At 35.8% G+C, this 15,348-nt stretch carries 15 protein-coding genes; 4 read left to right on the forward strand and 11 right to left on the reverse strand.

The annotated features are described in order from the left end of the window. Positions 1-7: 7 nt before the first annotated feature. The 9 genes from OLM57_RS13460 to OLM57_RS13500 form a co-directional block, all read right to left on the reverse strand. Positions 8-1,246 (reverse strand): nucleoside permease, encoded by a 1,239-nt coding sequence (locus OLM57_RS13460; protein ID WP_264564211.1) that lies wholly within the window; start codon positions 1,244-1,246, stop codon positions 8-10. 42 nt (positions 1,247-1,288) lie between these two features. After that, a complete protein-coding gene (locus OLM57_RS13465; RefSeq protein WP_264564212.1) occupies positions 1,289-1,999 on the reverse strand; it encodes a DUF1080 domain-containing protein in 711 nt (236 codons plus the stop codon). A gap of 108 nt (positions 2,000-2,107) precedes the next feature. Next, on the reverse strand, positions 2,108-3,571 hold the full coding sequence (locus OLM57_RS13470) for a Gfo/Idh/MocA family protein (RefSeq protein ID WP_264564213.1): 1,464 nt from the start codon (positions 3,569-3,571) through the stop codon (positions 2,108-2,110). An 11-nt stretch (positions 3,572-3,582) separates the two neighbouring features. Then, the gene (locus OLM57_RS13475; protein ID WP_264564214.1) at positions 3,583-3,948 is read right to left on the reverse strand and encodes a c-type cytochrome; all 366 of its coding nucleotides are present in this window, start codon (positions 3,946-3,948) and stop codon (positions 3,583-3,585) included. A 15-nt stretch (positions 3,949-3,963) separates the two neighbouring features. After that, positions 3,964-5,016, reverse strand: coding sequence for a sugar phosphate isomerase/epimerase family protein (locus OLM57_RS13480; RefSeq protein ID WP_264564215.1), 1,053 nt, complete (start codon positions 5,014-5,016; stop codon positions 3,964-3,966). 10 nt (positions 5,017-5,026) lie between these two features. Continuing rightward, entirely contained in the window at positions 5,027-6,181 is a 1,155-nt protein-coding gene (locus OLM57_RS13485; RefSeq protein ID WP_264564216.1) for a Gfo/Idh/MocA family protein, read from the reverse strand. A gap of 18 nt (positions 6,182-6,199) precedes the next feature. After that, a complete protein-coding gene (locus OLM57_RS13490; protein WP_264564217.1) occupies positions 6,200-7,903 on the reverse strand; it encodes a GMC oxidoreductase in 1,704 nt (567 codons plus the stop codon). 50 nt (positions 7,904-7,953) lie between these two features. Then, positions 7,954-8,514: a gluconate 2-dehydrogenase subunit 3 family protein gene (locus tag OLM57_RS13495; protein WP_264564218.1), complete on the reverse strand. Its 561-nt coding sequence runs from the start codon at positions 8,512-8,514 to the stop codon at positions 7,954-7,956. 344 nt (positions 8,515-8,858) lie between these two features. Further along, a complete protein-coding gene (locus tag OLM57_RS13500; protein ID WP_264564219.1) occupies positions 8,859-9,257 on the reverse strand; it encodes a glyoxalase in 399 nt (132 codons plus the stop codon). A gap of 70 nt (positions 9,258-9,327) precedes the next feature. Between OLM57_RS13500 and OLM57_RS13505 the strand changes: the two genes are divergently transcribed. After that, a complete protein-coding gene (locus OLM57_RS13505; protein WP_264564220.1) occupies positions 9,328-9,714 on the forward strand; it encodes an acyl-CoA thioesterase in 387 nt (128 codons plus the stop codon). A 15-nt stretch (positions 9,715-9,729) separates the two neighbouring features. Here the strand turns inward: OLM57_RS13505 and OLM57_RS13510 are convergent, their stop codons facing one another. Both OLM57_RS13510 and OLM57_RS13515 read right to left on the reverse strand, forming a co-directional pair. Then, entirely contained in the window at positions 9,730-10,989 is a 1,260-nt protein-coding gene (locus OLM57_RS13510) for a mechanosensitive ion channel family protein (protein WP_264564221.1), read from the reverse strand. 3 nt (positions 10,990-10,992) lie between these two features. After that, a complete protein-coding gene (locus OLM57_RS13515) occupies positions 10,993-11,268 on the reverse strand; it encodes a DUF3817 domain-containing protein (protein WP_264564222.1) in 276 nt (91 codons plus the stop codon). A 103-nt stretch (positions 11,269-11,371) separates the two neighbouring features. Between OLM57_RS13515 and OLM57_RS13520 the strand changes: the two genes are divergently transcribed. The 3 genes from OLM57_RS13520 to OLM57_RS13530 all read left to right on the forward strand — a co-directional run bounded on the left by OLM57_RS13520 (position 11,372) and on the right by OLM57_RS13530 (position 15,271). Next, positions 11,372-11,899 carry a DUF6155 family protein gene (locus OLM57_RS13520; protein WP_264564223.1) on the forward strand — a complete coding sequence of 176 codons (528 nt, stop codon included), beginning with the start codon at positions 11,372-11,374 and terminating at the stop codon, positions 11,897-11,899. Between the two features lie 109 nt (positions 11,900-12,008). Next, positions 12,009-13,547 (forward strand): DEAD/DEAH box helicase, encoded by a 1,539-nt coding sequence (locus OLM57_RS13525; RefSeq protein ID WP_264564224.1) that lies wholly within the window; start codon positions 12,009-12,011, stop codon positions 13,545-13,547. Between the two features lie 389 nt (positions 13,548-13,936). After that, on the forward strand, positions 13,937-15,271 hold the full coding sequence (locus OLM57_RS13530; RefSeq protein WP_264564225.1) for a DEAD/DEAH box helicase: 1,335 nt from the start codon (positions 13,937-13,939) through the stop codon (positions 15,269-15,271). Positions 15,272-15,348 lie beyond the last annotated feature (77 nt).

Below are 15,348 nucleotides of genomic sequence, written 5' to 3' on the forward strand. Positions count from 1 at the left end.
TCTGCTTTTAAAATGCTGAAATTTCATCTTGTGTTTTGTTTTTATCTTGAAATAAAAGAGCAAAAATCAAGAACACTGCAAAAGCAATTCCTGCAGGTATTATCCAAACCATTTGCCAGTTGATTGCCCCATCAACAGTTTTGTAATTATCTGTAATCCAACCCGCAACTGCAAAACCAATTAACATTCCAATACCATAAGTGGCTAACGTTATCAATCCTTGAGCGGAACTTTTGTATTTTTCTCCTGCTTTTGAATTCGTATAAATTTGTCCGGAAACAAAAAAGAAATCATAGCAAATTCCGTGCAAAGCGATTCCAAGAATAAGCATGAAACTCAAATCGGTACCATTGCCATAAGCAAATAAAACATAGCGAACAGCCCAAGCGAGCATTCCCACCAGAATTGTTTTCTTAAATCCAAATCGGGCAAAAAACACCGGAATAAACAATAAAAATAAGGCTTCGGATATTTGTCCAATTGCCATTTTTCCGGTTGGATTTTCAACTCCGGCAGCAGTCAAAAATGGATGTGCATTTTGATAATAAAAAGCCAACGGAATACAAATTAGAATGGATGAAATAAAAAATATTAAGAAATTTTTATCTTTTAAAAGTTTTAAAGCATCAAGACCAATAAAATCCCCAATTTTAATTTTTTCTTCACTAACTTTTGGAGGTGTTTTAGGCAATGTAAAACTTAACAAACCTAAAACCAAAGCTGCAATTCCGGCCAAAAGAAATGTGTTTTTAAGTAATCCATTAGTAACAGCTTCTGCAGAATCCCAATGAAACAAGAAACTAATAGACAATCCTGCTAAAATCCAACCAATAGTTCCCCAAACTCTAATATTGGCAAACTCTTTCTCCGGATCTTTCATTTGATTGAATGCCACTGAATTTACCAATGCCAATGTAGGCATGTACAAAACCATATAACTCAACACATAGATATAAAATGACCCAACATCTGCCGATTGATACATTTGATGCATCAAAAATGCACCCGCTAAATGCAAAATACCTAAGATTTTCTCCGCATTAAAATATCGATCTGCAATCAAACCAATAATAAAAGGCGCAATGATCGCTCCCCATGATTGAGTGGAAAAAACTGCTGCCGTTTCTGAACCAGAAGCTTTTAAATTGTTTCCTAAAAAAGTACCAAGAGTGACAAACCATGCCCCCCAAATAAAAAATTCCAGAAACATCATTACAGATAATTTAATGCGGATAGTTGTATTCATAAAAAGAGAGGTTGATTTTTGGTTAAGTTTGTTTTAGAGCTATTATTTGCAGCCAGTTGTTGTTTCCATCGTATTCCATTCTTTAATCATGATGTTACGATACCACACATTATTGCCGTGATCCTGCAAAGCAATTTTTCCTTTTTTAAACGTTCCAAAACCTGGCCAAGCAGCAAATTTGCTTCCTGCAACCAATGCTTTAAAGTTGTCATCCCAAAGAGTTGTTTCAATAACAATAACTCCGTTTAAAACGTAAGTCAACTTCCCGTTTTTACAAACAATTTCGGCTGTATTCCATTCTCCAACCGGTTTTACTGGTTCTGATTTACTTTGAATTAAATCGTATAAATCTCCAGCACGATGTTTGGTTATTTTTCCGTCCGGATGACCATCATTATCTAAAACTTGCATTTCTAAACCAGTTTCATACGTGTTTTTATATTTTGCAGGATTTTCATTAATGTAAAAAATAATTCCACTGTTGGCATTCGGAGCTACTTTCCAGTCTACTTTTAAATGAAAATTTTCATATTCCGCATCAGTTACTAAATCTCCTCCTTGACCATTTTTGGCTGCCTCTGGATCAAAATGCAAAACGCCATCCTCAACTTTCCACCCGTCATTAACGTTAGTTTTGCCGTAAGTATGCCAACCTGTTGTTGTTTTTCCGTCAAAAAGAGGTTTAAATCCTTTTTGAGCTTGCATAGTTTGAAATAAAGTGAAGACTAATACTGTTGTTATTATTTTTTTCATAATAGATAATATTTGTTTTTTATTGGAATATGGAATCGTCATTCTTCATTTTTGTTTGTATTTTAGAATCATGGCGATTTCATGGGTTTACTATTTAATTTTATTTTTTTAAAAACTTAGGTTTTTCCAACCTTCTCGATAATTACGTTTAACAAATTGATTGACATCATCTATATTGGTTACTTTTTTGGCTTCATTATCCCAAAGAAGTTTAACCGAACGACCCGGATACACCTCTTCGCCTAATACTTCTTTGTGTAAATCATAACCTCTTACGGCAAGATTGGCCATTAATAAAGCTTCTGTCAAAGGGCCGGCAATTTCAAATGGAGAACTCAATTCTTTTTTGCCATATCCTGCGATACAACCTTCTATCCATTGTTTTTGATGACCACTGGCACCATCTTTTACTCGAGGATATTTTTCAGCTATTTTTAGATTTTCATTGCGGCTTAAAGGCAATAATCTTGGATTTTCACTATAAGTGTCACAAATCATTTTTCCTTTGGTTCCAATGAACAAAGTACCATTTCCACCATCACCAAAGATTTCGTTTGCTCCTAATTCTTCTGGACGTTCTGGTTGAATGCCTCCATCCATCCAATGCATTTTGATATCGCCTTTCGTTTTATCTGTTTTTGGAAATGTCAATACCACATGACTAGAAGGAGGACAACTTTCTGGAAAATAACCTCTTTTGAATTCATCTACATAAACAGAACCTACACTACACTGAACGTCTTTGGCATATTTTAGATTTAATACTGAGAAGGGTGCTTCCATTAAATGGCATCCCATATCGCCCAATGCACCAGTTCCATAATCCCACCAGCCGCGCCAGTTGAATGGCACTAATTTGTCTACATAATTTTTGTTTGGAGCAGTTCCCAACCATAAATCCCAATCCAGTTCTTTAGGAATTTCTGTTTTGGCTGTTGACCATGGAATGCCTTGCGGCCAAACAGGTCTATCGGTCCAAGCATAAACGGTGTGAACATCTCCAATCAAATCGGCATCGTACCATTCTTTTAGAATTCGAGTGCCATCATTGGATGATCCTTGATTACCCATCTGTGTTACAACTTTATAACGGGCTGCAGCCAATGTCATCATATGGGCTTCATAAATATCATGAGCCATCGGTTTTTGCACATACACATGTTTGCCCAACTGCATAGCCGAAAAGGCTTGAATAGCATGATTATGATCGGGTGTAGAAACGGAAACTGCATCAAAGTTTTTATGCTCTTTATCAAACATTTCCCGCCAATCCTTGTAAAATTTGGCTTTAGGTAAAGCTTTTACACTATCAGCAGCTCTTCTAGTGTCAACATCGCATAAAAATGCAACGTTTGCAAGACCACTTTTCTCAAACGATGCAACATCTGACCTTCCTTTTCCTCCAACACCAATACTGGCGATTAATAATCGATCACTAGGCGCAACAAAACCTCTTCCCATGACATGTCGTGGAATAATCATGAATGCTGCTGTTGCTAGTGCTCCTTTTTTTAGAAAATCCCTGCGAACAATAGATTCCGGTTCTTTTTTTTGATTAAGGTCTTGATTCATAAAAATTCAATTTATTTATTCAATGATAAAATGTATTTGGCAATTTTTTTTGCATCGTCTTTTTTTAATGAAGCATGAGCTGCCATAGGTATAGAACCCCAAACTCCAGAACCTCCTTTAATAATTTTATCCGATAAATAGTTAATGTTTTTATCATTCATTGGATATTTTTTTGCAATATCTAAAAAGGAGGGGCCAATTACTTTTTTGTCTATTTTATGGCAAGTGGCACAATCTTGTTTGGCCATTATTTTTTCGCCTTCGGACTGTTGGGTTTCATTTTTGATACTATTATATTGTGTTGGAACTGTTTCAAAATCCGAAAAAGAACTTAAAGCTCCTAAAGCTATTAGTGCTGCTAAAATTTTAGTTTTCATATTACTCGATTAATTTTATATTCCTAAATTTTTCCTGTTAAGCAGTGTATTGGTTTCAACCGCTGCAAAATCATCAAAAGCTTTATCAGTCACTTTAATAATATGTTTTTTTATAAATTCGGCTCCTTCACGGGCTCCATCTTCTTGGTTTTTCAAACAGCATTCCCATTCCATTACTGCCCAACCTTTATAATCATATTGTGCTAATTTGCTAAAAATGGTTTTGAAATCAATTTGTCCATCACCAGGCGAACGATACCGTCCTGCACGATTCAGCCAACTTTGATAGCCACCAAAAGTTCCTTGTTTCCCTGTTGGGTTAAATTCAGCATCTTTCACATGGAAAGCTTTGATTCGTTCATGATAAAAATCGATGTATTGAATGTAATCCAATTGTTGGAGTACAAAATGTGAAGGATCATACAAAATACAAGCGCGTTGATGATTGTTTACCGCTTTGAGAAACATTTCGTAAGTTTCACCATCAAATAGATCCTCACCGGGATGGATTTCGTAGCAAACATCTACGCCATTATTGTCAAATTCATTGAGGATTGGCAGCCAACGTTTAGCCAATTCTTTGAATCCATCTTCAATTAAACCTGGTGGGCGCTGAGGCCAAGGGTGGAAATATTGCCATAATAGCGAACCGCTGAAAGTAGCGTGAGCATTAAGTCCTAAATTTTGAGATGCTTTTGCTGCATAATGTAATTGTTGCACCGCCCATTCTTGTCTTGCTTTTGGATTGCCACGCAAGGCTTGTGGTGCAAATCCATCAAAAAAATCATCATAGGCAGGATGAACGGCAACCAACTGACCTTGTAAATGGGTAGAAAGTTCAGATATTTTTAATCCATAGGAGCCAACAATTCCTGTAAGTTCATCAGCATAAGTCTTGCTTTCGGCGGCTTTTTTCAAATCAATAAATCGAGAATCCAGAGTTGGTATTTGAATCCCTTTAAAATCTAAATTGGCGGCCCATTGGCAAATTCCTTCCAAAGAATTAAAAGGAGCTTCGTCAGAAATAAATTGCGCTAAAAAAACCGCAGGTCCTTGCATTGTGGTCATTTGATTCGATTTAAATTTTAAATTCAGTCCATTTTTGAGTTGATTTCCCTGAAGCGATTACATTTTCTACAAAAGCCATTCCTCGAACACCATCTTTTGCTGTTGGAAAATCAAGCATACTTGCTGTTGGTTCTTTGGCTTCTAATTTTGATTGTAAAGTCAAAGCAAAGTTTTTGTATAAATTCCCAAAAGCTTCCAAATATCCTTCTGGATGTCCACTTGGAATTCGAGTATTAAAAGCCGCTATTGCTGATAAATATCCATTTCCGGTACGATACAATTGAGTAGGAGAGTCTAGCCATTTAACTATCAAAGTGTTCGGTTCCATTTGATGCCATTCTAAACCTCCTTTTTCGCCATAAACTTTGATTTTTAAACTGTTTTCTTCACCAGCTGCAATTTGGCTTGCTACCAAAACTCCATTGGCGCCATTTTCAAATTTAAGTAATACATTTCCATCGTCATCCAGTCTTCTGTTGGCAACTACAGTATTAATATCAGCACAAAGTTGTGTGATTTTTAATCCTGAAATGTATTCGGCTAAATGAGCCGCATGAGTTCCAATGTCTCCCATACAACCACTAATACCGCTTTTTGATGGATCTGTTCTCCAAACTGCCTGTTTGTTTCCACCGTTTTCAAAATCAGTGCTCAACCAGCCTTGAGGATATTCTACCATTATTTTTCGAATGGTTCCAAAATCATTTTCAGCTATCATGTTTCGGGCTTGTTTCACCATTGGATAGCCAGAGTAAGTGTGCGTTAAACACAAATAGAGCCCAGTTTCTTTTACTTTTTGCTCTAATAATTTAGCTTCAGCCAAGGTCAACGTCATCGGTTTGTCCAATACAACATGGAAACCATTTTCTAATGCTAACATAGCAGGAGCAAAGTGCGCATGATTTGGAGTCACTATCGAAACAAAATCCATTCTGTCTTTTGGAGATAATTTTGCTTCTGTCTCAATCATTTTAATATAAGATTCATAACATTTTTCTTCTCGCAAGCCTAATTCTTGACCAGATTCAAGGGACAACTCCGGATTGGAACTAAAAGCACCACAATGCAATTCGATTAATCCATCCATGTTGGCTGCAATGCGATGTACTGCTCCAATAAAAGCAGTTTTGCCGCCGCCAATCATTCCCATTTTTAATTTTTTCATAATTGATTAATCAAAAATTTAAATATTTTTTTTCTTTAATTCTTTTACTGCATAATCACAAGCTCTAGCCGTTAAAGCCATGTACGTTAACGAAGGATTTTGACAAGCACTTGAGGGCATGCAAGAACCATCAGTAACAAATACATTGCTCACTTCATGCATTTGATTCCATTTGTTCAACACCGATTCTTTCGGATCATTTCCCATACGGGCAGTTCCCATTTCGTGAATAGTCATTCCGGGATAACAACCGTTATCATAAGGTTTTATATTTTTCATACCTGCAGCTTCAAGCATTTCGGCAGCGTCATACATCATATCCTCACGCATTTTCGCTTCGTTTTCTTTGTATTCGCAGTCAATTGCCAATACCGGTTGCCCCCATTTGTCTTTTTTAGAATGATCTATATAAACTTTATTTTCGTAGTAAGGAAGCATTTCTCCAAAGCCACCTAATCCCATTGTCCATGAGTCAGCTGGTCGTGATAGCGTTTCTTTGAAATCGCCACCAAAATCCAATTCGGCCACTTCTTTATGCCAGTTTCCTCTACTTGCTGCGCCTTGATATCCAAAGCCACGCAAATAGTCCCGTTTGTCTCCATTAAAATTTTGGTATCTTGGAATGTAAATGCCATTGGCTCTTCTCCCATAAGTGTATTTGTCTTCAAATCCTTCAGCGCTTCCTTCAGCACCGCACCTGAAGTGATGATCCATTAAATTATGCCCCAATTGCCCGCTACTATTGCCCAATCCATTTGGATGAGCCTCAGAAGTCGAATTCAATAATACAAAAGTCGAACCTAGAGTAGATCCATTTACAAAAACGATTTTTGCATAAAACTCCATGCTTTCATTGGTCTGAGCATCAATAACCATTACGCCTTTGGCTTTTTTGGTTTCTTTGTCATAAATGATATGATTGACAATCGAGTAGGGGCGAACTGTTAGTTTTTTCGTAGCCATAGCTGCTGGCAATGTTGAAGACTGGGTACTGAAATAGGCTCCAAATGGACAACCTCTGCTGCATAAATTTCTATACTGACAACTACCTCTGCCCAAATGCGGCACTGTAAGATTTGCAGTTCGGCCAATAGTTAAAATCCTTGATTTATTATAATGTTTTTCAATGCGCTCTTTCACTGATTTTTCGACACAATTCATATCCATAGGCGGCAAAAATTGACCGTCGGGCAATAAAGGCCAATTTTCATTTTGACCGCTAATCCCAGCAAATTTCTCAACATAATCATACCAAGGAGCAATATCTTTATATCGAATTGGCCAATCATTACCATGACCATCCTTGGCGTTATCTTCAAAATTGTAATCACTTAAACGATAGCTCTGACGTCCCCACATTAATGATTTTCCTCCCACATGAAAGCCTCTGTACCAATCAAAACGCTTGTCTTCGGTATAGGGACATTCCAAATCATTGACCCACCAGCTTTCATTGGCCTGGCTGTATGGATAATCTCTTGTTTGTACGGGATGGGTTCGCTTTTGTTCTTCTGTCATCTTTCCTGCGTATGGAATCTCCCAAGGAGCTTTCATGGCCGAATCATAATCTTTAATATGTTCGATGTTCATACCACGTTCTAACATTAGGACTTTTAATCCTTTTTCTGTTAATTCTTTGGCTGCCCATCCACCACTTATTCCCGAACCTATAACTATTGCGTCATAAGTATTTTGTTTTTTTAAATCAGTGTTGATATTCACGAGTCTCTTTTTTTGGAATTAATAAGGAATTTGTTTGTAAGTGCACAACATTATGTTGCCCATGCTTTCTGACCTGTTTTGTATTCTACATTCCCATCATATTTTCCTGGTATAGGCAAATATTCTCTAGCCATTGTACAACCAATTTCCGAAGAAAAATAACCCAATAGTGTCAAATCTCTGGCAATCAAAAAGAAGGAAGCCTGCTTGTTGGTATCGATAGCCTGTTGCTTCAATTCATTCATAAGCTGATTTTTTTCTTCGTTACTGAGACTCAGAAATTCTTTATTGAATTGAGTTTTGCATTTGGACAACATATCGTTATATCCGTTTTTGAAAACTTCCTGTAGATGAGGAGGATAACAATCTTTTACAACTAATGGAATAAAAGCACCAACACCTGCAGCTTTTGCTCCTGGTGATTTTGCAGTGGTGGGTAAAATAATTTCTGAAAATTCGGCAAAAATTTCTTCATCCGTGGCTGAAAAGAAATAGGTATTCTTTTCAGCATCAAATACGGTAAAACTCTCAAACAAAACACTCATTGTTGTTACAGAAATTGCTCCTCCCATCAAATAAGCAATCTTTTTTAACGCCTCTCGTCTTTCCATTTGCAGATTATTAAAAAATGTTATGTAATTTTTACTAATAATACAATTATCAATACAATACAATAATAAGTAAAAAAGAAACATATTGATTTTTTATATGTTAATTAATTACAATAAATTAATAATTCACAACTTTATTATCATTTTGTTGATTTATTTAAAAAAATTAGAGCATCAATTAACAAGTAGTCAGAAAGAAATGCATTGTTTTAAGAATCTCTATTTTTAGTAAATGGTAGAATTGAAGAACTATTTGAGATTTTATAGCTAAAAAATCTTGTTAAAAAATTTATTTAACCAAAATAAAAATTCCATTGCGTTAAAACAACACAATAATTAATGAATTAACTCTCAATATCAAATAGCTGAATTTGACTTTTTAGCCGTTCGATAAGTAAGCCCATCATTCGTTTGTTTAGACTTGAAGAATTTTTGATATAAAGTGCATATTCCTCAGTAGTGAAGAGTCCTATAATCATACCTTTGAGGGCATTTCTAAACTTAATGTCTTTTTGAATGGCATTTTCTATGACAGCCAATTTATTTTCGACAGTTTTAGAATAAAAATCCCTTTTGTATTTACTGATATAGTTTAAAAATGAAGCAATGAATAAATCATTCTGTAATTTTAAAATTGGTCTAAGTACTTCATTTTGAAACAACTCATCAGCAGAAGATTGATTGCTTACTGTTCCTAATGATTCCCCGCGAAATTCTTTTATAAAATTATCTCTCTGATTCATCTTTTTTTCTTTAAAATTATAAAAATTACTCTTAGCAAAGTCTTATTTTAGCATTATTAAATAAAAAAATATGCGATTTCATACTAGAAAATGGGTAAAACCAGAAGACTTAAACCCCAATGGAACTTTATTTGGAGGAAAATTATTGGCTTGGATTGATGAAGAATTGGCTTTGTACACCATTATACAATTGGAAAATTCCAGAATTGTTACCAAACATATGTCTGAAATTAATTTTAGAAGTTCTGCGAGACAGGGCGATATAATCGAAATTGGGATTGATGTGGTAAAATTTGGCCGTAGTTCTATCGAATTAATATGTGAAGCCAGAAATATGATGACACGCGAAACAATCATTACTATCGCAAGCACAACAATGGTTAACTTAGGAGACGATGGAAAACCCAATGCACACGGCAAAACTGAAATTGAGTATGTAAAAGATAGAATCAGCTAAAAACAGCAAGATTATTTACAACGGCTTTACAACATTCTCAGACGGCATTACAAAAATTTCCAAATCAAAATACGAAACCGAAGCAATGATATGATCAAATATATCTGATTGGATGTATTCATAGTTTTCAAAACGTTTGTCTTTAGAAAAAGCATATACTTCTAGCGGAACGCCATAAGGTGTAGGCTGCAATTGACGACAAAGCATCAGCATGTCTTTATTTAAACCTGGATATTGCTGTAAATATTGAGTAATATATTTTCGAAACAAACCCAAATTGGTTAAGTTTCGACCGTTTATTGGTAAACTTTTATCAATTTTATGCCCGCGATTGTAGTTGTCAATTTCAGTTTTTCGGGTATCAATGTACGTACTCAAAAGGTCGATCTTTTTCAGATCAATTAGTTCCTGATCTTCCAAAAACCGAATACTGTTGGCCTTGATTATAATATGCCTTTTGATGCGTCTTCCATCTGAGTTGAGCATTCCGCGCCAGTTTTGAAAAGAATCAGAACTTAAGCTATAAGTTGGGATTGTGGTGGTTGTATTGTCAAAATTTCGAACTTTTACCGTCGCCAGATTAATTTCGATCACATCACCATCGGCGCCATAACGGTCCATAGTTATCCAGTCACCTATTCGAACCATGTCATTTATTGCTACCTGAACACTCGCTACAAATCCCAAGATAGTATCTCTAAAAACCAAGATGATTACTGCCGAAACAGCTCCAAGAATGGTCAATAATTCATTTTGATTAATGTCAAATAATTTGGATATAATCAATGTGATTCCAAACATCCAAAGTACAATCATGATTACCTGAATGAAGCTATCAATTGGTTTATCGCTATATCTGGGAATCAATTTCAGATAATCCCTAAGCGAATTGAATATGGTTCTGATTATCCATAAAATCAACAATACAATATAAATACCAACCAATTTCCCAAAGACATCTTCCCAATATTCAAATTTGTCCAAAATAACGGGAACTGATCTGAATATAAAAAACAAAGGAAATAAATACGCGATATATTTAGCTGTCTTATTGCTTATCAGCAAATCATCAAACCTTGTCTTGGTTCTTTGAGCAACTATTGCCATTATAGTTACCAAAATAAAACGGAAGACAATATAGACGCCATACGTCAGAAGACAAAGTAGAATTATATTAAAAAACAAACTCAAATAAGTCGAAGAACTTCTGCTCATTCCCCAATCTCTGAAAATAGGGTAGAGGAAACTAAAAATGGAATGAATGAGCTTGTTCATGTTCTAAAGGTATTTTTTTTCGATATAAAAAGTTCCAAACGGTACTATCGAAGCAATCAATATAATTCCAAAAGTTTTGAGATCCCAATTTTGCGATTTTCTAAGCAAAATGGCCAATAGCACATAACCAATAAATAACGCGCCATGTCCCATTCCAAAAGGACGTACTATAGTTTGATAAAGTTCCGGGTTATTGGTTTTTAGAATCAACATATTTGCAATTAATACCAAATAAGTTATTCCTTCTATGATGGCCGTAACCTTGAAAATCTTGAGCATTTGTTTTTTTTTACAATTATAAAGGTCAAAATTAGGTAATAACATTGATTTTAGCGGTATTCGTTATAAAAGTAATTTACTTTTGTATTCTTAAACTTTGATAATGAGCAAACGTGATTTAAAAAAATACCTGAACGAACTCAATAAAGAACAACTCGAAGAGCAAATTCTCGAATTGTATGATAAATTCAGTACCGTAAAAGTCTATTATAATTTTGTATTCAATCCCAAAGAAGAAACACTGTTGCAGGAATGCAAACTCAAAATCTTTCATGAATATTTTCCGCTGCAAACAAGAGGCAAAAGAAAAAAACCTAAAATGAGACGTTCGGTGGCTCACAAATATATTAAGCATTTTATACTATTAGGTGTAGATCCGTTTGTTATTGCCGATGTAATGCTTTACAATATTGAAATAGCTCAAACATTTGCTGCAGAAAACCCAATCAAACAGGAATTATTTTACAAAAGCATGTTTAATTCTTTTGAACAGGCAGTAAAATTTATAATATCGAATGCAATTTTGACTGAATTCAAATCCCGAATTATAGCAATTCACAAACAAGTTTTATTTCAGAAATGGTACAATGAGCCTGATTTTAAATCCTGTATCGAACTATTAGAAGACTAGGACACTGATTTAAAATCAATATTAATTAATCCATCCTATATTTTTTAAATAAATTTTGGCTTAAAAACTGTTTTTTAGGTGTATTTTTGCAAAAATCCAACAAAATACAATGCACCAAAACACTTTAGAAATAGAAATTGAAGACAAAAAAGAACTTTACGCATACCAAAAAGGAGATATTGACGCCATCTTCGAGCGTATAGACAATGCTCCCCCACAACACCATTTACTGTACCAATTGCCTACGGGTGGTGGGAAAACGGTAGTTTTTTCCGAAATCGTTCGCCGTTATTTATCACAACATGACAAGAAAGTGGTTGTATTGACGCATCGTATTGAGTTATGTAAGCAAACTTCAAAAATGCTAAAAGGGTTTGATGTAAAAAACAAAATTATCAACAGTAAGGTAAAAGAACTTCCGGATCAAAACGACTATTCCTGTTTTGTGGCCATGGTCGAAACTTTGAAAAACCGTATCAATGACGAAAAACTGCATTTAGACAATGTAGGTTTGGTTATTATTGATGAAGCCCACTACAATTCCTTTAGAAAATTATTAAGCTCTTTCAAAAATGCATTCATACTTGGAGTGACTGCAACACCATTGAGTTCGAATATAAAATTGCCAATGCACGAAAGCTATGACGAACTTATCGTAGGTGATACTATCAGTTCATTAATAGAAAATGGTTTCTTGGCAAAAGCAATCACTTATAGTTATGATGTAGGTCTAACATCGCTAAAGGTTGGTATCAATGGAGATTACACCGTCAAATCTTCAGACGATTTGTATACCAATATGGCCATGCAAGAGAAATTATTGCATGCTTACACCGAGAAATCATTGGGCAAAAAAACCCTGATATTCAATAACGGTATCAACACATCGCTTTATGTTTACGAGACGTTTAGGGAAGCGGGATATGCCATTCGCCATTTGGATAATACCAGCAACAACGAAGAAAGAAAAGAAATTTTACATTGGTTCAAACATACTCCTGATGCTATTTTAACATCGGTTGGTATCTTGACAACAGGATTTGACGAACCCACTGTAGAAACCATAATATTAAACCGGGCCACAAAATCATTGACTTTATATTATCAAATGATTGGCCGTGGATCTCGAAAACTACCCAATAAAGATACCTTCAATGTAATCGATTTGGGAAATAATGCCGCACGTTTTGGCTTGTGGAGTGAGCCGGTAAACTGGCAGCATATTTTTAAATCTCCAGAATTCTATTTGGAAAACCTTCGTGATGATCAGGAAATCGAATTGTATTTCAAATATACAATGCCACCAGAATTACGTGCCAAATTCAGCAAAACCGAAGATGTAACTTTTGACGTAGACGAAGAACATAAAATGGCCATTGCACAAAATTTAAGATCCAAAGTAGTTCTTGAAAAATCCATCGATCAGCACGCTGCGATGTGTGTAGACAATACCGAGGAATTGCAAGAAGCAAAATCTCTATCAAAAGAACTCGAAGCCGATATAGAATGCCGTGTCAAACGCTATTCCAAATGTTTGAGTCAATGCAGTAAAAACTACAGAGAATGGTTGGTTGATGATTATCGATTAAAAATGACCTTGTTAATCGGAAAGAAATATCGTGAGAAAATCATGAACGAAGCCGATTAAGGGAAGTGGTCAGTATTCAGTAAAGAACATACATCAAACTCCACTTTCTCCCGATAGCTATCGGGCAATCTCATTAAGTTAAGCTTTGTTTTTTCTCGCCAAGACGCAAAGGCGTAAAGTTTAGAACCTATTTCTTTGCGTCTTTGCGTCTTTGCGAGAGTTACATTTTGAAAAAGTATAGTGAGAGATCGGTAAACTTAATGAGATTGAGCTATCGGGATGGAGAAGGGGCTGGGGTGAGGTTTTTTCAGGAGCTAATCCCGCTATCATTCCAATCTTTTTTTAGGCTAAGAAAAATAGCCTAAAAAAAGGATTTTCCCTTCTATTGGGGCTAAAAAGCAAAGTGGTAATCAACACCATTTTTTATAAAATTAAAAAAACACAAAAGCATGTCAGCACAATTCTCAGATTTAGGAGTTTCAAAAGGAATACTAAAAGCGATTACCGAAATGGGAATTGTAACCCCAACCGAAATTCAGCAAAAAACCATTCCGTTATTGTTATCAAACAGTAGCGATATTGTGGGACTTGCCAAAACAGGAACAGGAAAAACCGCTGCTTTTGGATTGCCTTTATTGCAATTAATTGACACAACGGCTGACAGTGTACAAGCCGTTATATTGGTTCCCACAAGAGAATTGGGACATCAAATTTTTACTAATCTGGAAAGCTACGCCAAGTACCTTCCCGAAGTTTCTATAGCTGCCGTTTGTGGCGGAATCCCAATCAAACCACAAATCGAACGATTAAAAGCTCCAACGCATATCGTCGTGGCAACTCCGGGTCGATTAATCGATTTGTTGCAACGCAAAGCAATTAGCCTAAAGGAAACAAAATTCCTCGTTCTCGACGAAGCCGATGAAATGGTCTCCATCCTTAAAGAAGCTTTGGACGAAATCATAACCGAATTACCCAAAACATACAGAACCTTTTTGTTTTCGGCAACTATGCCCGGAACCATCAAGCAGTTAATCCAGAATTACCTATACAAAAACGTAGTGACGGTAAGCGCAAGTATGGAAACCGTCGGTAATCAAGGAATCGATCACCACTATATTGTGGTAGACCCTATAGAAAAACTAGATGTTTTGATGCATTTTTTGAATTCAAAAGACGGAGAACGCGGTATTATTTTTTGCAAAACCAAAGCCGCTGTCAATAAACTGGCCAAAAATCTGGCGATAAACCGATTTTCATCAGGTGCTTTGCACGGCAGTTTGTCACAAGGAATCCGTGACCGTATCATGGAGCAATTCCGCGAGGGACACATCAATATTTTGGTGGCTACCGATTTGGCAGCGAGAGGAATCGACGTAAAGGAAATCTCCTATGTAGTCAATTATCATTTGCCCGACACCTATGAAAACTATGTACACCGTAGCGGAAGAACCGCTAGAGCAGGAGCCAAGGGACTTTCTTTAACTATTTTGCAACCCGAAGAAGTTGCCGAAATTGCCGATTTCGAAAAAGAATTGGGAATCCAATTTACCAAATACAAAAAACCATCCGTAGCGAGTATCGAAGAAAACAACACCCTTTTGTGGGCGAAGCAAATCTTCAAGACCAAACCGAACCACGACTTGGATGCCGAATTAAAGACAAAAATAAAAACCATTTTTCATCACTTGACCAAAGACGAGTTGATAGAAAAATTGTTGGCCAACTATGTATTTCAAAACAAAACCGAAATAGCAGAAAAGCCTGTTAAAAAATTCAAAAACTAAATAGACCACTTTATATTTTTAACCGCAAGGAACGCAAGTTTTTTTTGGCTTTTGTAAAAACGCAAAGAACGCAACGC

This window comes from Flavobacterium sp. N3904 (assembly GCF_025947305.1).
Taxonomy (GTDB): Bacteria; Bacteroidota; Bacteroidia; order Flavobacteriales; family Flavobacteriaceae; genus Flavobacterium.